Annotated in this window: 18 protein-coding genes; 12 read left to right on the forward strand and 6 right to left on the reverse strand. The window is 71.2% G+C overall.

Annotated features, from left to right (window positions below):
- Positions 1–204: 204 nt before the first annotated feature.
- On the reverse strand, positions 205–333 hold the full coding sequence (locus OP04_RS56590; RefSeq protein ID WP_269746726.1) for a hypothetical protein: 129 nt from the start codon (positions 331–333) through the stop codon (positions 205–207).
- A 159-nt stretch (positions 334–492) separates the two neighbouring features.
- Here OP04_RS56590 and OP04_RS35940 point away from each other — a divergent pair, with 159 nt between their 5' ends.
- Positions 493–744: a hypothetical protein gene (locus OP04_RS35940; RefSeq protein ID WP_033344409.1), complete on the forward strand. Its 252-nt coding sequence runs from the start codon at positions 493–495 to the stop codon at positions 742–744.
- A 53-nt stretch (positions 745–797) separates the two neighbouring features.
- A complete protein-coding gene (locus OP04_RS50500; protein WP_051799612.1) occupies positions 798–1616 on the forward strand; it encodes a class I SAM-dependent methyltransferase in 819 nt (272 codons plus the stop codon).
- Here OP04_RS50500 and OP04_RS35950 read toward each other — a convergent pair.
- From OP04_RS35950 to OP04_RS35970, 5 genes are all read right to left on the reverse strand, one after another.
- Positions 1576–2046, reverse strand: coding sequence for a nucleoside deaminase (locus OP04_RS35950; protein ID WP_033344410.1), 471 nt, complete (start codon positions 2044–2046; stop codon positions 1576–1578). The genes OP04_RS50500 and OP04_RS35950 overlap by 41 nt on opposite strands.
- A complete protein-coding gene (locus OP04_RS35955) occupies positions 2043–4838 on the reverse strand; it encodes a molybdopterin-dependent oxidoreductase (protein WP_063746769.1) in 2796 nt (931 codons plus the stop codon). Before OP04_RS35955 ends, OP04_RS35950 begins: the two co-directional genes overlap by 4 nt.
- Positions 4835–5635, reverse strand: coding sequence for an FAD binding domain-containing protein (locus OP04_RS35960; RefSeq protein ID WP_033344411.1), 801 nt, complete (start codon positions 5633–5635; stop codon positions 4835–4837). The genes OP04_RS35955 and OP04_RS35960 overlap by 4 nt, the downstream gene beginning before the upstream one ends.
- A gap of 118 nt (positions 5636–5753) precedes the next feature.
- Positions 5754–6527 carry an SDR family oxidoreductase gene (locus tag OP04_RS35965; protein ID WP_033344412.1) on the reverse strand — a complete coding sequence of 258 codons (774 nt, stop codon included), beginning with the start codon at positions 6525–6527 and terminating at the stop codon, positions 5754–5756.
- A 23-nt stretch (positions 6528–6550) separates the two neighbouring features.
- Positions 6551–6829: a hypothetical protein gene (locus tag OP04_RS35970; RefSeq protein ID WP_033344413.1), complete on the reverse strand. Its 279-nt coding sequence runs from the start codon at positions 6827–6829 to the stop codon at positions 6551–6553.
- A gap of 482 nt (positions 6830–7311) precedes the next feature.
- Between OP04_RS35970 and OP04_RS35975 the strand changes: the two genes are divergently transcribed.
- The 10 genes from OP04_RS35975 to OP04_RS36020 all read left to right on the forward strand — a co-directional run bounded on the left by OP04_RS35975 (position 7312) and on the right by OP04_RS36020 (position 20023).
- On the forward strand, positions 7312–9072 hold the full coding sequence (locus OP04_RS35975; protein ID WP_033344414.1) for a glycoside hydrolase family 6 protein: 1761 nt from the start codon (positions 7312–7314) through the stop codon (positions 9070–9072).
- A gap of 250 nt (positions 9073–9322) precedes the next feature.
- A complete protein-coding gene (locus OP04_RS35980; RefSeq protein WP_033344415.1) occupies positions 9323–10333 on the forward strand; it encodes a LacI family DNA-binding transcriptional regulator in 1011 nt (336 codons plus the stop codon).
- Positions 10334–10344: 11 nt separating this feature from the next.
- On the forward strand, positions 10345–12006 hold the full coding sequence (locus tag OP04_RS35985) for a ribulokinase (RefSeq protein ID WP_033344416.1): 1662 nt from the start codon (positions 10345–10347) through the stop codon (positions 12004–12006).
- Positions 12003–12695 (forward strand): L-ribulose-5-phosphate 4-epimerase, encoded by a 693-nt coding sequence (locus tag OP04_RS35990; protein WP_033344417.1) that lies wholly within the window; start codon positions 12003–12005, stop codon positions 12693–12695. Before OP04_RS35985 ends, OP04_RS35990 begins: the two co-directional genes overlap by 4 nt.
- 907 nt (positions 12696–13602) lie before the next feature.
- Positions 13603–14424, forward strand: a complete 822-nt coding sequence (locus OP04_RS35995; RefSeq protein ID WP_198154105.1) for a type IV toxin-antitoxin system AbiEi family antitoxin — start codon at positions 13603–13605, stop codon at positions 14422–14424.
- A 49-nt stretch (positions 14425–14473) separates the two neighbouring features.
- Entirely contained in the window at positions 14474–16048 is a 1575-nt protein-coding gene (locus OP04_RS36000; RefSeq protein ID WP_033344418.1) for a methyl-accepting chemotaxis protein, read from the forward strand.
- Positions 16049–16124: 76 nt separating this feature from the next.
- Entirely contained in the window at positions 16125–17108 is a 984-nt protein-coding gene (locus tag OP04_RS36005; protein ID WP_033344419.1) for a DNA polymerase ligase N-terminal domain-containing protein, read from the forward strand.
- 739 nt (positions 17109–17847) lie between these two features.
- Entirely contained in the window at positions 17848–18423 is a 576-nt protein-coding gene (locus tag OP04_RS36010) for a hypothetical protein (protein ID WP_051799614.1), read from the forward strand.
- Entirely contained in the window at positions 18417–19352 is a 936-nt protein-coding gene (locus OP04_RS53930) for a hypothetical protein (protein ID WP_051799615.1), read from the forward strand. Before OP04_RS36010 ends, OP04_RS53930 begins: the two co-directional genes overlap by 7 nt.
- On the forward strand, positions 19349–20023 hold the full coding sequence (locus OP04_RS36020; RefSeq protein WP_033344420.1) for an SAF domain-containing protein: 675 nt from the start codon (positions 19349–19351) through the stop codon (positions 20021–20023). The genes OP04_RS53930 and OP04_RS36020 overlap by 4 nt, the downstream gene beginning before the upstream one ends.

Below are 20023 nucleotides of genomic sequence, written 5' to 3' on the forward strand. Positions count from 1 at the left end.
AACATCCAGTACACGTCGCGTCCAGGTTCGTACCCGGATCGTGACCGTCTGGCCGGGCCGCAGCCCGTCGCGCTTCCCGCTCGGCAGGCCCCACGCGGTGGTGCGGTCGCCGTCGTCGACCGCCGGGTAGAACAGCCACGGCGGGGCGCGCGCCTCCGCGACGAGTTCGAGCAGCGTGGCGGTCTCCGCGCGGGCGGTGACGGTTCATCGATGGGTCAGCAGCCCGGCCACCGCCGGTGGCTCCGGGCCGAGCGGGCCGTCGGACGGCGGGCCGGGGTGGACGTGGACGACCGGCGCGCTACGGCGCATGACCAGGGCGAGGCGGCACTCCATGATGGACTCCCGGGACGCCGCGGAGAGCCCGATGATCAGGCCCGGCAGGCCCGTGATCCCGTGTCTGTCACCGATCGGACGCCGCGGGTCTCTGTGGACCTCCCGCGTTCATGTGCGGTGCACCCTCCGAAAGCGTGAATCCGTCCGCATAATGTCCACATGGTCAAGTGGGAGTACGCCTTGCTCATCCGTCGGCGCGTTCCGGACGGGGGGCAGTGGCGGATCACGTTCGCCTGGTACGCCCCGGACGGCACGGTCCAGGACGTGACCGTCTACGGCACCGCCGTGATCTCGCAGCTCAACCAGGCGGGCGCCGCGGGCTGGGAGATGATCACCGCGGTCGAGGACGTGAACAACCTCCAGGGCACCACCGAGGTCCACCGCTACCACTTCAAGCGCCCGATCGACTGACGTTCCGGCGCGCCGGGGCCCGGCCCGCCGGGCTGAATCTGAATAATGCCCCTATGTCGGATGAATCGGACAAGAGGGCTCGGGTCGAGTGGGGTGCCGATCCGGTCCTCGGCACCCCGGACGAGGTCACGGCCGCGCTGCAACGCATGGTGACCGGCCTGCTCCGCACGCCCGACGGGGCGCCGCTGCGCGCGCTCGAGGCCGGCGCCGGCAAGCGCATCCGGCTCGACGTGCCGGACGACGCCTACATCGTCGGCGTGGACACGGACGACACCGCGATGGGCCTCAACCCCCGGCTGCACGAGCGCATCGTCGGCGACCTGCACGACTACACCGCCCCGGCCCGGTCCTTCGACCTGATCACCTGCTGGTACGTGCTGGAGCACGTCGAGCGGCCGGAGGTGCTGATCGCCCGCTTCGCGGAGATGGTCGCGCCCGGCGGCCTGGTCGTGCTCGCGGTCCCGCACCTGCACAGCCCGAAGTCGGTGTTCACCAAGTGCACGCCGCACGCGTTCCACGTCTGGTTCCGTCGCCGCGTGCTCGGCTTCCCGAACGCGGGCAAGCCGGGCTACGGGCCGTACCCGACCACGCTGCGCCCCGCCATCGCCCCGGCCGCGATCACGGCGCTGGTCGCCCGGCACGGACTCGCGCCGGTCTTCGAGGGCTACTTCGAGGACGACAAGCAGACCCGGTTCCGCCACAGGGTCGGCGTCAGGGGATGGCGGTGGTCGCTGGCCCGCGGCCTGGTGCGCGCGCTCAGCCTCGGCCTGCTGGACGCGGCCCGCAGCGAGTACGTCGTGGTGCTGCGCCGCGACCCGGCCCGGACCCCGGTCAGTACTCGACCCGGTCCGGTCGGTTCGCCCAGGCGGTGAACGGCGCCACCCGGTCCCCGGCCTCGGCCTGGGCGACCAGCACCGGCCACTCGTCCCGAGGCCGCGCGAACAGGTCGTAGAACGCCCGGTCGTCGAAGCCCGCGTCCGCCGCGTCGTCCCGGTCCGCCGCGTAGACCACCCGGTCCACCCGGGCCCACAGCGCGGCGGCCAGGCACAGCGGGCACGGCTCGCACGAGCTGACCAGCACGCAGCCCTCCAGCTTGAACGTGCCGAGCGCGCGGCAGGCGGCCCGGATCGCCACCACCTCCGCGTGCGCGGTCGGGTCCAGCGTGGCCGTGACCTGGTTGACGCCGGTCGCGACCACCTCGCCGCCGCGCATCACCAGCGCGCCGAACGGGCCGCCGCCCTCGTGCACGTTCGTCACCGCGGCCGCCACCGCCAGATCGAGAAACTCCCTGTCATCGGTCATCGTCGCTCCACCGCCGTCTCCTCGGGCAGCCCGGCCGGCGCGTGCGGCACCGGGCCGCCGGGTGGGTCCTCCGCCGTGACGCCCGCGGCCGCCAGCGCCTCCCACACCCGGTCCCGGCCCAGCGGCAGCGACGTCAGCCGCACGCCGGTCGCGTCCCGGACCGCGTTCGCCAGCGCGGGCGCGACCGGGTTGAACGGGCTCTCGCTCATCGACTTCGCGCCCATCGGGCCCAGCGAGTCCGCGGTCTTCGCCACCAGCACCTCCGTGTGCGGCACGTCCGCGAACTGCGGCACGTGATAGCCGCGGAACGCCGGATTCACCACCCGGCCGTCCGGCCCGATCCGCATCTCCTCGTAGACGGCCGCGCCGACCGCCTGCGCCACGCCACCCTCGATCTGGCCGACCAGCTGCATCGGGTTGAGCACCACGCCGGCATCGGCGGCCTGCACGCTCCTCAAGATCCTGATCTCGCCGGTACGCGGCCGCACCGCGACCCGGAAGCCGTGCACGTTGAACGCGACCGAGCGCGGGGACCCGTCAGTGCTCGCGTGCGCCTGCACCGGCAGCCCGGCCTCGGTGGCGCGGCGGTGCAGCTCCGGCAGGCCCAGCACGGTCCCGGAGCCGCAGACCACGCCCTCCTCGGTCAGCTCGCACTCGTCCGGCGGCAGAGTGGTCAGCACCGCGGCCGCGTCCTGCAACCGGCGTCGCAGCGCCTGCGCGGCCAGCAGCGTCGCCCGGCCCGCCACCACCACGCCGGTCGAGCCGTACGCGCCGGTGTCGTGCCCGACCAGCGCGGTGTCCGACTGCCCGATCGCGATCCGTTCCGGTGTGGTGCCCAGCGCGGTCGCGGCCAGCTGCGTGTGCACGGTCGAGGTGCCGTTGCCGAACTCGGTCGTGCCCACCAGCAGCTGATACGTCCCGTCGGGCAGCAGCCGCAGGTCCGACTCCGCGAAGTGCCCGCGCGGCGGGATCGTGTTGATCAGCGCCAGCGCCACGCCGTCGCCGACCAGCCAGCCCGGCCCGGGTGCGGCCTCCGGCGAGTCCGCCAGCGCGTCCCGGACCAGCGTCAGGCACTGGTCGAGGCCGTAGCTGCCGTACTCCACGTCGTCCAGCTCGTTGCTGACCGAGACCATCGGGTCGCCGGGCCGGACGATGTTGCGCTCGCGGAACGCGACCGGGTCGATGTGCAGCAGCCGGGCCAGCTCGTCCATGGTCGACTCGATCGCGAAGACGGTCTGGCTCAGGCCGTACCCGCGGAACGCGCCCGCGGGCACCGTGTTCGTGTAGACCGCGTACGCGTCGACCTTCTTGTTCGGACACCGGTAGACCGCGACCGACTCGCCGCAGCCGTGATGCAGCACGCCCACCGCATGGTTCGCGTAGGCGCCGGTGTCCGACACCACGCGCAGCTGCAGCGCGGTCAGCGTGCCGTCCTCGCGCGCGCCGGCCCGTACCCAGATGGCCATCGGGTGCCGGCTGGTCGTGCCGGTGAACTGCTCCTCGCGGGTCAGCTCCAGCTGCACGGGCCGGCCCAGGCGCAGCGCGGCCAGCGCGGCAACGTCCTCGACCAGCATCTCCTGCTTGCCGCCGAAGCCGCCGCCGACGCGCACGGTCAGCACGCGCACGTGCTCCGGCGGCAGGTTGAACACCGCGCACAGCGCCTGCCGGGTCAGGAACGGCACCTGTGTGCTGGTCCGCACCGTGAGCGCGCCGCGCTCGTCCACCCAGGCGACGCAGCCGTGCGTCTCCAGCGCGGCGTGCTGGACCCGCTGCGTGTGGTAGATCTGCTCGTAGATCACGTCGGCGGAGTCGAAGCCGGCCGCGACGTCGCCCAGGTTGCCGTGGATCTCCGCGACCGTGTTCCGCTCCGGGAACGCGATCCGGGTCTCCGCGGCCGGCTTGGCGTGGATCACCGGTGCGCCGGGCCGCATCGCCAGCTCCGGGTCGAAGACCGCGGGCAGCACCTCGTATTCGACGACGAGCGCGCGCACGCCCTCCTCCGCCGCGGCCACGGTCTCGGCCACCACGGCCGCGACCCGCTGCCCGACGTGCCGCACCACGTCGTCCAGCACGCGGGTGTCGTCCGGGTCGTCCGTCATGTGCTCGTGCCGGCCGCTGGAGTACAGCCGCGGCGGCGCGTCCTCGTGGGTGAAGACCGCATGCACGCCGGGTACGGCCAGCGCCGCGCTGGTGTCGATCGCGACGATCCGGGCGTGCGCGTGCGGCGAGCGCAGCAGCTTCAGGTGCAGCAGCCCGTCCGGCGGCAGGTCCAGCGTGAACAGCGCCTTCCCGGTGACGATCGCGCGCGCGGCCGGCGCCGAGGTGTTGTGGCCGGCCGAGTGGCCCGCCTCCGGCGTCTCCACGTGCGGGACGCCGTTGATCGAGTCCTCGATCGCGCGGTAGCCGGTGCACCGGCACAGGTTGCCCTTGAGTGCGTGTGGCAGGTCGGCGCGCTGCTCCGGCGTCAGCTTCGCGGCCGTCATGATCATGCCGCTGGTGCAGAACCCGCACTGGAACCCTTGCGCCTCCACGAAGTCGCGCTGCACCGGATGCAGCGTGTCGCCGTCGGCGAGGCCCTCCACGGTGGTGACGTCGCGTCCCTGCGCCCGGAACGCCGGTGTCACGCAGCTGTGCACCGGCGTGCCGTCCAGCCACACGGTGCAGGCGCCGCAGTCGCCGGCGTCGCAGCCCTTCCGCACGCCGAACGTGCCCTGCTCCCGCAGGAACGTGCGCAGGCACTGCCCAGGCCGTGGCGTGGCGCCGACCTCGGCACCGTTGATCGAGTACGTCATGCCAGCTCCGCCCGGATCTCCTCGGCCAGCTCGAACGTCATGTGCCGCCGCCAGGCGGGGGAGCCGTGCACGTCGTCGTGGTACGCGTCGGCCGGGATCGCCGCGACCGCCTCCCGCACCGCGGCCGCGCTCGGCGGCGCCTCGAACGACAGCCGCAGCGGCCGGGTCACCGACGCGGTCACGGTCAGCTCCAGCCCGGCCGTGCGCCGCCCGATCAGCAGCGCGGCGGACCGGCCCGCCGGGCTCAGCGAGACCTGCCGGAACGCGGCCGTCTCCCGCAGCGCCGCGGCCGGCAGGAACACGGACCGCAGCAGCTCACCGGGCTCGAGCGCGTTCCGCTGCGGGCCGGTGACGAGGTCGGGGACGGCCAGCGCGCGCGGTCCGTCCGGCCCGAGGATCGTGCAGACGCCGTCCAGCGCCGCGGTCAGCGAGATCATCGGCCCGGCCGGCAGCGCGAGGCAGAGGTTGCCGCCGACCGTGGCCGCGTTCCAGATCTTGAAGCTGCCCAGCAGCGCGCGGCAGGCCTGCGGGAAGAGCCGGGCCGCGGCCCACCCGTCCGGCGCGGTGAACGCGTGCAGCTCCGCGAGCGTGCAGGTCGCGGCGATCTCCAGGCCGTCGTCCGTGACGGTCAGCGCGGGCCAGCGCAGGCTCGGCAGGTCGATCAGGCGGCGCAGGTGCGGCTGCGGCTCGGAGAAGAGCCAGGTGCCGCCGCCGAGCCAGGCGTCGCCGGACCGCCACGTGGCGGGGTCCGGCGCGTCCGGCGCCGCGATCATCTCGGAGATCGTGTGCAGATCCACGCAGCCTCGGCTCCCGTCAGCCCACTGATGATGAGCGATCCAGGCTGTCGTGGGCAGGTGTCGTCCGGATATACCGGTTGTCGCCGCCGTGTTACCGACCCGGCAGATCCACCCTAGATTATTTAGTCCGCCCGGCCAGCCACTCGGCAAAGCTGGGCCCGCCCCGCCGCACGTCGTCGCCGTGCAGAAGCTGTCCGCCCTCGCGCGCGGCGCGTCCGTACCCGCCGGGCATCCGGAACGGCACCAGCAGCCGCCGCGAGCCCTGGAAGCGCAGCTCACGGCGCATCAGGTCGGCCAGGTCCTCGCGCTGCGGGCCGCCCACGTCCGGTGCGCGGCCGGACGGGCCGCGTTCCACGGCGTCGGCCAGCGCGGCCGCGACCTCGGCGGTGGCGACCGGCTGCACCGGCAGACGCGGCGCGAGCACGAACGGGCCGGCCGACGTCCGCGTGATCATCTGCGCCGCGAACTCGTGGAACTGGGTGGCGCGCACGATCGTCCAGGGCACGTCGCCGGCCTCGACGACGGCCTCCTGGCGCAGCTTGGCCGCGTAGTACGGGTTCGGGACGCGGTCGATGCCGACGATCGAGAGCAGCACGTGGTGGCCGGTGCCGGCGCGGCGCGCGGCGGCCAGCAGGTTGGTGGTCGCGGCCGTGAAGAAGCGCGCCGCCCGCGTACCCGAGAAGGTGGTGATGTTGGTGGTGTCGACGACCGTGCCGATGCCGGTCATCGCCGCGTCCAGCCCGTCGCCGGTGGACACGTCGGCTCGGGCACCGCCGGCGCCGCTACGGCTCAGCACCGTGACCGTGTGGCCGCGCCGGGAGAGCTCCGCGACGACCGCGCGACCGACCACGCCGGTGCCGCCGGCGACCAGAACGCTTTTTCGGGAAGTCATGCCGCCTGGACGAGCGGCGGCGGTCAGGTGTGACGCGGCGTGAGGCCGGTCACCGGCAGCGACGCCAGACCGCGTCGGAGCGCGTCGAGCGCGGCCCAGACCTGCACGCGGCCCATGGGCGTGCCGTCCTCCGCCAGCTGCTGGCCCTCGACCAGCTGCCAGCGCTCGTCGCGCAGGCCGAGGCGCTCGATCCGGATCCAGATGGACCAGACGCCGGCGCGCTGATCGTCCTTGGCCAGCCGGAGCACGGTGCCCGCCGGTATGACAAGCGGCTCCGCCGCCGCGTCATGCCCTGACCTCATGCGGCCCCCGCTCGTTCGGCTCGTATCGAAGTTAGTGCACCGTTTCACCACGTCACAAGGTGCGGAGGAGTGGTTGGCACACCACCCTCCACAGTGTTTTGAAAACGCTCTCGCCGCGCGCCGACCGTGATCATACGGGCCGTCTGAGCTGTTGAAATGGACAAATCTCTATTTCGACGTGTTGACGTGCAACGATGCGGTAATCGATTCGTCATCTCTTGTGCATGGGAGGGCTCCCATGCAAAACTCACCGCAGTCGCATCCGGAGCCGATGCGAGCGGGCCAGCCAAGGGCACGCGGGCGGTGTCACACCACCTGCGAGGCGGGCCGACTTCTGCTTCATGGTGCTCGCCGACCGGGTTGGGCGGGCTGTTCACCGGCGTGTCTCCTCGTGGGCCAGTGCGCCCCGCGAGCGATCGCGCCCCGCCGAGCGGAAACACAGTGCGCCCTCGGCGATCTGCGACAACCTAGGAGAACACAGCATGAGACTCGTCTCGGGTCCTTCGAGGCGGTGGCGCCGCGGCCTCACCGCGGTCACCGCGCTCGCGCTCGCCACCACCGGCATCGTCGTGGCCGCCTCGCAGGCCAGCGCGGCCGCCGGCTGCAAGGTCACCTACTCCGTGAACCAGTGGAACACCGGCTTCACCGGCAACCTGACGGTCACCAACCTCGGCGACCCGATCACCTCCGGCTGGAACCTGACCTGGAGCTGGTCCGGCAACCAGCAGGTCACCCAGGGGTGGAACGGCGAGTTCACCCAGTCCGGCACCTCGGTGACCGTGCGGAACCCGTCCTGGGGCGCGGCGCTGGGCACCGGCGCCTCGGTGACGCCGGGCTTCCAGGCCACCTACTCCGGCACGAACACGGCGCCGACCGCGTTCTCGCTGAACGGCACGGTCTGCACCGGCGCGGTCGGCGGCACCAGCTCGCCGACGCCGGGCCCGACCACACCGACGCCCGGCCCGACCACACCCGGCCCGGGAACCGGCGCCAAGGTGGACAACCCGTACGTGGGCGTCGCCGGCTACGTCAACCCGGAGTGGAAGGCCAAGGCGAACGCGGTCTCCGGCGGCAGCCGGATCTCCAGCAACCCGACCGCGGTCTGGATCGACCGGATCGCCGCGATCGAGGGCACCGAGGGCAGCAGCTCGAACGGTGCGATGGGCGTGCGTGACCACCTGGACGCGGCCCTGGCGCAGGGCGCCGGCTACATCCAGTTCGTCATCTACAACCTGCCCGGCCGCGACTGCGCCGCGCTCGCCTCCAACGGTGAGCTCGGCCCGACGGAGCTGCCGAGGTACAAGACGCAGTACATCGACCCGATCGCGGCGATCCAGGCCGACTCGAAGTACGCGAGCCTGCGCATCATCAACATCATCGAGATCGACTCGCTGCCGAACCTGGTGACGAACGTCGACGGCGCGGCCGGCACCGACATGTGCCGCACGATGAAGGCGAACAACGGCTACGTCGAGGGCGTCGGATACGCGCTGGCCAAGCTCGGCCCGATCGGCAACGTCTACAACTACATCGACGCGGCGCACCACGGCTGGATCGGCTGGGACAGCAACTTCAGCCCGTCCGCGACGCTGTTCTACCAGGCCGCCACCGCGTCCGGCAGCACCGTGGCGAACGTGGCCGGCTTCATCACCAACACGGCGAACTACTCCGCGCTCAAGGAGCCGTTCCTCACCATCAACAGCACCGTCAACGGCCAGTCCGTGCGGCAGTCGAAGTGGGTGGACTGGAACTTCTACGTCGACGAACTGTCGTTCGCGCAGGCGTTCCGTACCGAGCTGATCTCCAAGGGCTTCCGCTCGGACATCGGCATGCTGATCGACACCAGCCGCAACGGCTGGGGCGGCTCGGCCCGGCCGACCGCGGCCAGCACCTCGACCGACCTGAACACCTGGGTCAACGAGTCCCGCATCGACAAGCGCATCCACGCCGGCAACTGGTGCAACCAGTCCGGTGCGGGCCTGGGCGAGCGGCCGAAGGCGGCGCCGGAGTCCGGCATCGACGCCTACGTCTGGGTCAAGCCCCCGGGCGAGTCGGACGGCTCCAGCACCGAGATCCCGAACAACGAGGGCAAGGGCTTCGACCGGATGTGCGACCCGACCTACACCGGTAACGCCCGCAACGGCAACAGCATGAGCGGCGCGCTGTCCGGCGCTCCGATCTCCGGCGCGTTCTTCCCGGCGCAGCTGACGCAGCTGATGCAGAACGCTTACCCGGCGCTGTAACAGACCTTCCGCTGGGGTGCCCCCGGTCCGGCCGCGTGCCGGGCCGGGGGCCTTTGCGCGTACCCGCGAAGATTTGATGATCGTGAATTTGATCCGTTGTCGCAGGATGGGCGTCGTCCGTAAAACCCGCCCTTGACGACCTCGGATGTTAACGCTAACAATGTTCCCCACATCACGGCGTTGTGAACGGCGGATTTCGGGAGGCGGTGAGCCGCGCATGCCGCGCAGACGGACGGCGGGCCCACCCATCATGGCCGACGTGGCACGCCTGGCCGGCGTCTCCCACCAGACGGTCTCGCGCGTGCTCAACGAGCACCCCAACGTGAAGGCGGAGACGCGCGACCGGGTGCTGGCGGCCATCGAGGAGCTCGCCTACCGGCGCAACTTCTCCGCGCGTGCGCTGGTCACCAGCCGCACCCAGACGCTCGGCGTGGTCGCGTTCGACACCACGCTGTTCGGCCCGGCCAGCACGCTCTACGGCATCGAGCAGGCCGCGCGCGAGGCCGGCTACTTCGTCTCGATCGTCAGTCTCAAGACCATCACCCGCGAGACGGTACGCAAGGCGCTCGACTACCTGTCCGCCCAGTCCGTGGACGGCTACATCGTGCTGGCGCCGCAGCAGGCCGCGATCGAGGCCATCCTCGACCTGCCGGCCGGGCTGCCGGTCGTCGCGGTCGAGGGGCCCAACGCGGGCGACGTCCCGATCGTGGCCGTCGACCAGGCCGGCGGCGGCGCGCTCGCCACTCAGTACCTGCTCGACCTCGGCCACCGTACGGTCTGGCACATCGGCGGCCCGGCCGACTGGCTGGAGGCGGACGCGCGCGTGCGCGGCTGGGAGTCCGCGCTCACCGCGGCCGGCGCGCTCGTGCCGCCACCGATCCGCGGCGACTGGAGCCCGCGCTCCGGCTACCAGGCCGGCGCGGACCTGGTCGCGCGGGCCAAGGCTTCGCCAGGGCTTATCACCGCGATCTTCGTCGGCAACGACCAGATGGCGCTGGGCGCGCTCCGGGCGCTGCGCGAGGCCGGCATCCGCGTTCCGGAGGACGTGAGCGTGGTCGGCTTCGACGACATCCCGGAGGCGGAGTTCTTCCCGCCGCCGCTGACCACGGTGACCCAGGACTTCACCGAGGTCGGCCGCCGGAGCATGCGCATGCTCCTGGCGCAGCTGGAGTCCGAGCGGCTCCCGCCGGACGCGCTGCGCGACATCGTGCCCGCGCGGCTGGCGATCCGATCCAGTACCGCCCGTTTCCCCGTCAAGTAAAGGATCTTGTTGTGAGCGCTAACAGCGATCGCGTGGTGATCGGTGTCGACTACGGCACGCTCTCCGGGCGCGCCGTCGTGGTCCGTGTCTCCGACGGCGCCGAGCTGGCCAGCGCCGTGTTCGAATACCCGCACGCGGTCCTGGAGCGCACGCTGCCCGGCTCGTCCGTGCGTCTCGCGCCGGACACCGCGCTGCAGGTCCCGGAGGACTACCGCGAGGTGCTCCGCCGGACCGTGCCGGCGGCGCTGGCCTCGGCGGGCGTGCCCGCGTCCGCGGTGATCGGCATCGCCACCGACTTCACCGCCTGCACCGTGCTGCCGACGCTGGCCGACGGGACGCCGTTGAACGAGGTCGCGGGGTTCGCGGACCGGCCGCACGCCTACACCAAGCTGTGGAAGCATCATGCGGCGCAGCCGCAGGCGGACCGGATCAACGCGCTGGCGCACGAGCGCAAAGAGCCGTGGATCAACCGGTACGGCGGGAAGATCTCGTCGGAGTGGGAGTTCGCGAAGGGCCTCCAGGTGCTGGAGGAGGACCCTGCGGTCTACGCGGCTGCGGAGCGGTGGATCGAGGCGGCGGACTGGATCGTCTGGCAGCTGACCGGAGTGGAATCACGCAATGTGTGCACCGCCGGTTATAAAGGGATTTATCAGGACGGCGGATGGCCGTCTTCCGATTTCCTGGGTGCGTTGAATCCGGACTTTTCCGGTTTTGTCGACAAGCTGCGGCTGGACCTGTCGCCGCTCGGCGGGCTCGCGGGCACCCTCTCCGCCGAGGCCGCGGCCTGGACCGGGCTGCCCGAGGGCATCGCGGTCGCGGTCGGCAACGTCGACGCGCACGTCACCGCGCCCGCGGCCGCCGCGGTCGAGCCCGGCCAGATGCTCGCCGTCATGGGCACCAGCACCTGCCACATCATGAGCTCGGACGCGCTCGCCGAGGTCCCGGGCATGTGCGGCGTGGTCGAGGACGGGATCATCCCGGGCCTCTGGGGCTACGAGGCCGGCCAGAGCGGCGTCGGCGACATCTTCGGCTGGTTCGTCGACAACTTCGTGCCCGCTTCTTATGCCGCGGCAGCCGCCGCTGAGGGACTTTCCCTGCACGTCTACCTCACGTCGCTGGCCGCCGCGCAGGCCGTCGGGCAGCACGGGCTCGTCGCACTCGACTGGCACAACGGCAACCGATCCGTGCTCGTCGACGCGAACCTCTCCGGCGTGATCATCGGCGAGACGCTGGCCACCCGGCCGGAGGACGTCTACCGCGCGCTCATCGAGGCCACCGCGTTCGGCACACGCACGATCGTGGACGCGTTCGAGCGGTCCGGCGTGCCGGTCAACGACTTCATCGTCGCGGGCGGGCTGCTGAAGAACGAGTTCCTCATGCAGATCTACTCCGACGTGCTGCGCCGGCCGCTGCACCTGATCGACTCCGACCAGGGGCCCGCGCTCGGCTCCGCCATCCACGCCGCGGTCGCGGCCGGGGCGTACCCGGACATCCGGGCCGCGGCCGCCGCCATGGGCAAGGTGCGGCGCGACGTCTACACGCCGGACCCGGCACGCGCGGACGCGTACGACGCGCTCTACGAGATCTACAGCGAGCTGCACGAGCAATTCGGCCGGAGCAGCAAGTCCCTCCACCGGCTTCGCGCCATCCGTAACCAGGCGGTGTCCTCATGACCGTTCCAGCCTCCCTGACCGACACCGTGGCCAAGCTGCGTGCCGAGGTCTGTCTGCTCCACTCCGAACTCACCCGCTGGGGCCTCGTCACCTGGACCAGCGGCAACGTGTCCGCCCGGGTACCCGGCGCCGACCTGATGGTGATCAAGCCGAGCGGGTTGTCGTACGACGACCTGACGCCGGAGTCGATGGTGGTGTGCGACCTGGACGGCACCGTGGTCGACGGTGAGCACGCGCCGTCCAGCGACACGGACTCGCACGCGTACGTCTACCGCTCCATGCCCGAGGTCGGCGGCGTCGTGCACACGCACAGCCCCTACGCGACGGCCTGGGCCGCGCGCGGCGAGGAGATCCCGTGCGTGATCACCGCGATGGCCGACGAGTTCGGCGGCCCGATCCCGATCGGGCCGTTCGCGCTGATCGGCAGCGATGACATCGGCAAGGGCATCGTCGAGACGCTCTCCGGGCACCGCTCGCCGGCCGTGCTCATGCGCAGCCACGGCCCGTTCACCATCGGCAAGAACGCGAAGTCCGCGGTGAAGGCGGCCGTGATGTGCGAGGACGTGGCCCGCACGGTCCACTTCGCCACGCTCCGCGGCCCGGTGCAGCCCCTCCCGCAGCACCACATCGACTCGTTGTACGCCCGATACCAGAACGTCTACGGCCAGCAGCCCCCCAAGGCCTCCTGACCCTCCGCGCCGCGGCCGCACTCCTCAGACCGTGCGGCCGCGCCGCTCCTGTTATGCGCTTACCGAGTTTTCGGCGCCAGGGTGAGGATGCCGTGGCCGCAGGCCGCTAAATCACGAAATTTCGGGCACGGAGGTGCCCGCTTGATCGCGGTGGGTCCGGGCCTCGACGCCGAAAGGTCAGAATCGTGCTGGCGTGACGCCCCGCGCTGGTGTGACGCCCCGCGTTGGTGTGATGCCCCGCGCTGGCGCGCGTGCCGGTCTGCTTACGTCTGGCGGCGGCTTGCGTCTCTAGCGGCGGCTCGTCGTCTCTTGCGCCGGGTTGCCGGGTCCTCGTGCGTGGCGGCGGCTTGCTGTCTCTTGCGCCGTCTCGTGTCTTGCGCCGTCTCGTGTCTTGCGCTGGGCAGCGTCTCGCGCTGGGCAGCGTCTCGCGCTGGGCAGCGTCTCGCGCCCGAATTTCGCGGCGCGACGCCGCGACGTCGTCGGCCTATAGAGCTTCCGCGCCCAGGGCTCGGCCCGACGTGCGATCTTCGGGCACTCCGTGCCCGAAATTTCACGAAATAGCGGTCCGGGAGCTTCGGCTCGGCCTCGCTCTGGCGCGCCTGAAAACCAGGGTTCAAGATCCTTGCATACACCACCGCTGTTATTCGGCCTCAATAACAGCGGTGGTGTATGCAAGGATCTTGAACCGCTATTCGGCGCCGCCTCGCGTGCGATCGGGCGTGCCGCGTCGCGGGCGACATGACGGATTGATGCGACACCGCACGCTTGCCCCGCCGGTCGGCGCGAAGCCGTGACGCGCGGGAAACTCGTCGTCATGTCGCGGCCGCGAGCAGAGATTCCGAGGAGCCTGGCGGTCCATCCGTTCCGGGGGAGCAGTGCTCTCGCCGCCGCCACAATTACCGAGCCGATGCTTCGCGGACCCTGCTATAGCAGGATTTTTCCGGACATCTATGTTGCCGCCGATGACCTCGTCGCCATGAGCCACCGCGTCTGGTGCGAAGCTGCGACCCTGCTCCTGCCACCGGGCGGCGCGGTCGGCGGCCTTTCCGCGGCTTGGCTCTGGGGCGTCGACCTGCTCCCGTTGACGGCACCGCCACCGGTCTCGGTCGTGATTCCGCACGGGAGACGGCTGCGCGGCACGCCGTACCTCGCGATCGTCCACGCCGTGCTGCCGGCCGATGACGTGACGACGCTGGCGGGCGTCCCGGTGACCACGCCGGCGCGGACCGCCTTCGACCTCGGGCGGCAGCGCAACAAGGCCGATGCGGTGATCGCGCTGGATGCGATGTTGCATCGGAGGTTGATCACCAAGCGGCGCGTCGAGGAGTTGATCGGCGTGCGGAGGGGGCTCAGAGGCGTACCCGCGCTGCGGTGTGCCCTGGCTTTTGCGGATCACCGGACCGAGTCGCCGATGGAGAGCAGGGTGCGGCTGCTGCTGCACGATGCGGGGCTGCCCGCGCCGGTTCCGCAACATCGGATCTTCGCCGGTCGCAGGTTCCTGGCACGGGTGGATTTCGCGTATCCCGGGGAACGGCTGGTGATCGAGTACGAAGGTGATCACCATCGGGAGCGGCACGTGTTCCGGTTTGACGTGGCGCGGCTGAATGATCTGCATGCCGCCGGCTGGCGGGTGATCCGGCTGACGGCGGACGACGTGCTGCGGTCGCCGGCGGAGACCGCCCGCAGGATCGAAGCGACGCTGAGATCAACCATCCGCCTTACAGCCTAGATTTCCCGATTTTTCGGGATATGAGGCGAGCAGCCCTCACGATGAGCTTATGGGCATCAGAGACCGGTCGGTCGGCGTCAAGATCGGGTCCATCGTCGTGTTCGCGCTGCTCTCCCTCGTGGTGACGGCCGGGATGGCGATGACCGCGCTGGGGGACGTCACGGCGCGGGCGGGCGAGCTCGAGCGCGCCTCCGTCTCCACCCGCCAGGCGCTCGAGGCGGACATGGCCCACGATGCCATCCGCGGCGACGTGCAGCGCGCGCTGCTGGCCACCACCGCGGACGAGCGGCAGGAGGCCGCGTCCGACCTGTCCGCACACATCGAGATCATCACCCAGAAGATCAAAGACTTTGCCGAGGGTACGGGTGAGAGTGCCGCCGTCCGCACCGCGGCCCAGGCCGTGCTGCCCGTGATCGAGACCTACACCGGCCTGGCCACCCGGACGATGGGCGCGATCACCACCCCCGGCCAGGCGCCCGCCTCCTACGCCGATTTCGTGGCGAGTTTCAGCGCCGTGGAGGATCAGCTGCCGACCGTCAGCGACGCGCTGGCCGCACAGGCCTCCGCCGCGTCCGCCGCGGTCCAGGACCAGCAGAGCAGGGCTCAGTGGCAGGTGGGCCTGTCGCAGGCGACCTGTGCGGTGCTGCTCGGCGCGCTGGCCTGGTTCGTGCTGCGCGCGATCCGGCGACCGCTGCTGGAGGTCGTTGAGGTGCTGGCCGCGCTGGCCCAGGGCGACCTGACCCGCAGGGCGACCGTCTCCTCCAAGGACGAGCTGGGCCGGATGGCGGGCGCCGCGAACGCCGCGATCGACAGTGTCCGGACCACGATGGTGGCGTTCCTCGACTCGGCCCATGAGATCCACCGGTCGTCGCGCCGGGTGTCGGAGGCGGCCGGGCGGATCACGGCCGCGGCCGAGGGCGCGAGCGAGCGGGCCGGCGGCGCCACCGAGGCGTCCGCGCAGATGTCCGCGAACATCGGCACGATCGCGCAGGGCAGCACGGAGATGAGCGCGTCGATCCGGGAGATCTCGCAGAGCGCGAACGAGGCGGTCCGGGTGGCCACGGACGCGGCTGCCGCGGCGGCGGCCACGAACGACACCATGACGAAGCTGGGTGAGTCCAGCGCGGAGATCGACCACGTGGTCCGCAGCATCACCGCGATCGCGGCGCAGACGAACCTGCTGGCGTTGAACGCGACGATCGAGGCCGCGCGCGCCGGCGAGATGGGCAAGGGCTTCGCGGTGGTGGCCGGCGAGGTGAAGGATCTGGCGCAGGAGACGTCGCGGGCGACCGAGGGCATCGTCGGGCAGGTGCAGGCGATCCAGGCGGACACGCAGGCGGCGCAGGAGGCGATCGCGCAGATCACCGGCATCATCGAGCGGATCAACGAGTTCCAGACCACGATCGCGGGCGCGGTGGACGAGCAGTCCGCCACCACCGGCGAGATGAACCGGAACATGTCGGAGGCGACCGGGCGCGGCGAGGAGATCGCGGGCACCATGGGCGAGGTGTCGCGGGCGGTCCGGGTGACGCTGGACGAGTCCGCGACCTCGCGTGAGGAGGCGGACCGGCTGAGCGGGATGGCCGATGAGCTGGTCGGACTGATCGGTCACTATCGCCACTGAGCGACGCAGGTGACAACACCATTTCATTCACGTCCATCACAGGGCGTTCTGCGCTATTCGGCCGCACAATGTGGCTATGGGTGACCGACTGGACGCTTTTAGTGGTGCTCGCGAGGCTCGTGGTGCTCGCGAGACCGGCCGGGCCGCCAACTCGTTCGTGATCCATCAGCATCACGCGCGCCGCCTGCACTGGGACCTCCACCTGGAGCGCAACACCTGGGCCGTGCCGCGCGGCCTGCCCCGCGACCCGTGCCGCCACCACCTGGCCGTGCGCACCGGCGATCACGTGGGGGACCGCGGCGAGTTCGGCGGCGGCCCGGTGACCGTCTTCGACCGTGGGCGGTACGAGGTGGAGGCGTGGAGCGACGACGAGGTGGTCGTCGTGCTGCGCGGCGACCGCGTCTCCGGGCGTTACGCGCTGCACCGCACGCGCGACCGGGACTGGATGATCCGCCGGGTGGATCCGGCCGAGCCCGGCTGGACGCCGATGCCCGACCACGTGCTGCCGGTGCGCCCGCTCCCCGCCGCGCGGCTGCCCGAGGGCGACGGCGACTGGGCGTTCGAGATGGAGTGGGACGGCGCCCGCGCGATCGCCTGCGTGGAGGGCGGCCGGGTGCGGCTGCTGGACGCGGACGGGCACGATCTGACCGGCGCGTTCGGCGAGCTGCGCGGGCTGGCCGAGGCGCTGGCGCCGACCGAGTGCGTGCTGGACGGCGTGGTGGTCGCGTTCGACCGGGAGGGGCGGGTGAGCAGGTCGGCGCTGCGGTCCCGGATCGAGGGCGGTTCGCGGCGGCGGGCCGGGCGGATTCCCGTACAACTGCTGGTCTTTGATCTGTTGTGGTTGGAGGGCCGGTCCACGGAGGATCTCGGCTATGCGGACCGGCGTTCGCTGCTGGCCGACCTGGACGTCTCCGGCGAATCGTGGCAGACCCCGCCGTACTTCTCCGGTGGCGGCGCCTTTGCCGTGGACGCCGCGCGCGCCCACGAGCTGCCCGCGGTCATTGCCAAGAGGCTCGACGCTCCTTACCGGCCGGGCTCCTGGCTGCGGGTTTCCGTCTGAAGGGCTGCGGAGCGGAGCCGGTGGCAGCCGGCCCCGCTCGACGCGTACGGCGGAAGTCGGCTAATGATGCCGATCTTGCCTTGATCGCGAAAGCCGGTCGCCCGGGTCTTAAGGGAAACTTGAGGCAGCAAAGGCCCAAAAGCTCCAAAAGCCACTTAAGGGGTACGGAGTGGGTCCGTTGTTCTAACTACGCAGAGTATTATTCATGTTGCGCAAGTGGTCCATGTGGCCCCTGCGGCACCCGGACCACCCCGTGATCGTCCCCGGAGCGGAGATCGACCGCCGCCACCGCGTCCGGACCGGCAAGATCGCCCGGCGCGCGCTGCCCCCAGCGTTTTCGCGCTCTCGTCGGGAATCCCGGAGGTCGTGCCGCCGCCCGGCCCGGATGGCCGGCGTCCGGGAAGGAGATGTCCGGCACATTGACGGCACTGAGAGCGGAAGATCGAGCCCGTGAGCTGGAGATCGTCACTCTTCGTACCGGCTTGGATTGCCTCTGTTCTATCGGCGGCGCTCAGCCTATGCTCCCCCATTGTCGGCGTAACTCGACCGGCGAGCCGCCCCGCCGACCGGGGCGCGGAGCAGGACGGCCCATGGGGAGGGCCGCGCGGGAAGTGGGGCGCGGAGCGGTTCAATCGGCTGTCGGGATCAGCAACAAATCGCGACGCCCCGCGCAAATGGGGCGTGTGTGAGCATGTCCGTCCATCGGCGCCTGTGATGAACGGGAGGAGGGCCTTCATCGATGCACCGGGTGCAGCTGCACACCACGAGAAGGGTCCTCGCGATCCTTGTGTCCCTTGGCCTCGCGGCCGCGCTGAGCGCGTGCGGAGGCGGCCTGGAGGGCCCCGAGGCGGCATCGCTCGACCCCCCGCCGTCCGCGGCCTCCACCGAGACCACCGACCGGTCGAAGGCGGCCGACGCCGCACTGGCCGCGTACACCGGATATATGGACGCGGTGCAAAAGGCATCGGCGATCCCGGATCCGCGCTATCCCGATTTGCGGAAATACCTGGCTGATCCATTATTGGGTCGGGTGCAGGCCGGAGTCAGCCTTCTCCAGCGGGAGGGCGCGATCCGGGAAGGGCGCCTGATCACCAATCCGACGGTCACTGTTGTTGATCTCGAAAGCGCGCCTAAGACGGTTCAGATTCAGGACTGTGTCGACGGGACGGATTACAAAATGGTCTACAAGACAACGCGATCCGCGGTCCCCGGCAAGCAGAACGTCCGCTATGTCGCCACCGCCACCGCCACGTTCTACCCGGAGCTGGGCTGGCTGGTCAGCCAGGGCCTGTCGCACGAGGACCAGCCGTGCTGACCCGCCGGACCCGCCTGCGCCTCGCGCTCGCCACGCTGCTCGCCGGCGTCCTCGCCACCACCGGCGTGATGCTGATCCGCGGCCCGGACGTCTTCGCCGCACCCCCGAACTGCGAGAACACGCCGGACAACGTCGAGTGCGGCATCGGCGGCGGCGTCGGCGGCACCAATCCCGGCAACGGCGGCGGAAACCCCGGCGGCGGGGGCGGTGGCGGGGGCACCTGCACGTGGAAGGGCGCCGAGGTCGCCTGCTACATCGAGGGCGCGGGCTCGTTCAACGCCAACGACGGCTGCTACTACCGGGTCGCCTCGCCGCAGCCGACGGATCAACCGGAGGGCCTGACTCTCTACTACAAGTCGTGTATCGACAACAACCTCATTCAGGTGCCGGTCGACCTGGCGAACCCGCCGGTGCTGTTCGTGCCGGATCCGGCGGAGATCGCGCTGGACCTGTTCGCCAGGATGGTGTTCCGCACGCCCACGATCGAGTTCGCGCCGGGCACGTCCGGGGTGCTGGGCATGCCGGTCTGGATGTGGATCTCCAACGGCGCCGCCACCCCGCCTCCGCCGGAGAGCGACACCCAGGCAGGGCTCGGTGTGTCGCTCGCCGCGACGCTCGACCGGGTCACGTGGGACATGGGCGACGGCCACACGGTCGTCTGCCAGGGCAACGGCAAGCCATGGACCGCGGCGGCCGGTGCCACCCGCTCGCCGGACTGCGGATATCCGACGGCCGGCGGCGACGCGTCCGGCTACCAGGTGGCCAGCGCGCTCGCGGGTCACAAGGACGGCTACCTGGTCCAGGCGACCACGTCCTTCACGCTTCACTGGGTCGCCACGGACGGCCAGGAGGGTGACCTACCAGGCGTGTCGCCCCCGGCCGGTCAGGACCTTTACGTGGTCAACGAGCTCCAGGTGGTGAACCGATGACGCTGGCGCAGGCGCGTCCCGCTCCCGGAACGGCAGAGACCCCGATCGCCCCGCCCAAGGTGGTGCGCCAGCGGCGTACCCGCCCGGGGCTGCTGGGTCTGGCTCTTCTGCTCATCGCGCTCGGCGGCCTCGGCGCCGCCTTCGCGGTGAACTCCGTGCGGGCCACCGGCCAGTACATCGGCGTGGCCCGGCCGGTCGCGGTCGGCGCCGTGATCGTGCCGGAAGACCTGATGGTGGTGCAGCTCGGCGGCGGACAGGGCCTCACCCCGATCGCCGCCGCCGACCAGGACAAGGTGCTCGGCCGGCACGCCGCCGTGGCGCTCTCGCCCGGCAGCCTGCTCACGCCGGACCAGATCACCGACAAGCAGCTGCTCGGCCCCGGACAGCAGCAGGTCGCGCTCGGCCTCGCGCCGCAGGAGATCCCGGCCCGCGCGCTGCGCCCCGGCGACAAGGTGCTGCTGGTCGGCGCGCCGGCCAAACAGGACGCCGCGCCCAGCGAGGCCACCCGGTTCCAGGGCGTCGTCGTGGACACCGTCACGCCGACCGACACCCAGGTCGTCACCAGCGACATGACCGTCGTGTACGTGTCGCTGGCCGAGAAGGACGCGGCAGCCGTCGTCCTGCTGCACGCGCAACAGCGGATCTCGGTCGTGCTGCAGAGCGGATCCTGA

This window comes from Catenuloplanes japonicus, assembly GCF_000717135.1.
Classification (GTDB): Bacteria; Actinomycetota; Actinomycetes; order Mycobacteriales; family Micromonosporaceae; genus Catenuloplanes; species Catenuloplanes japonicus.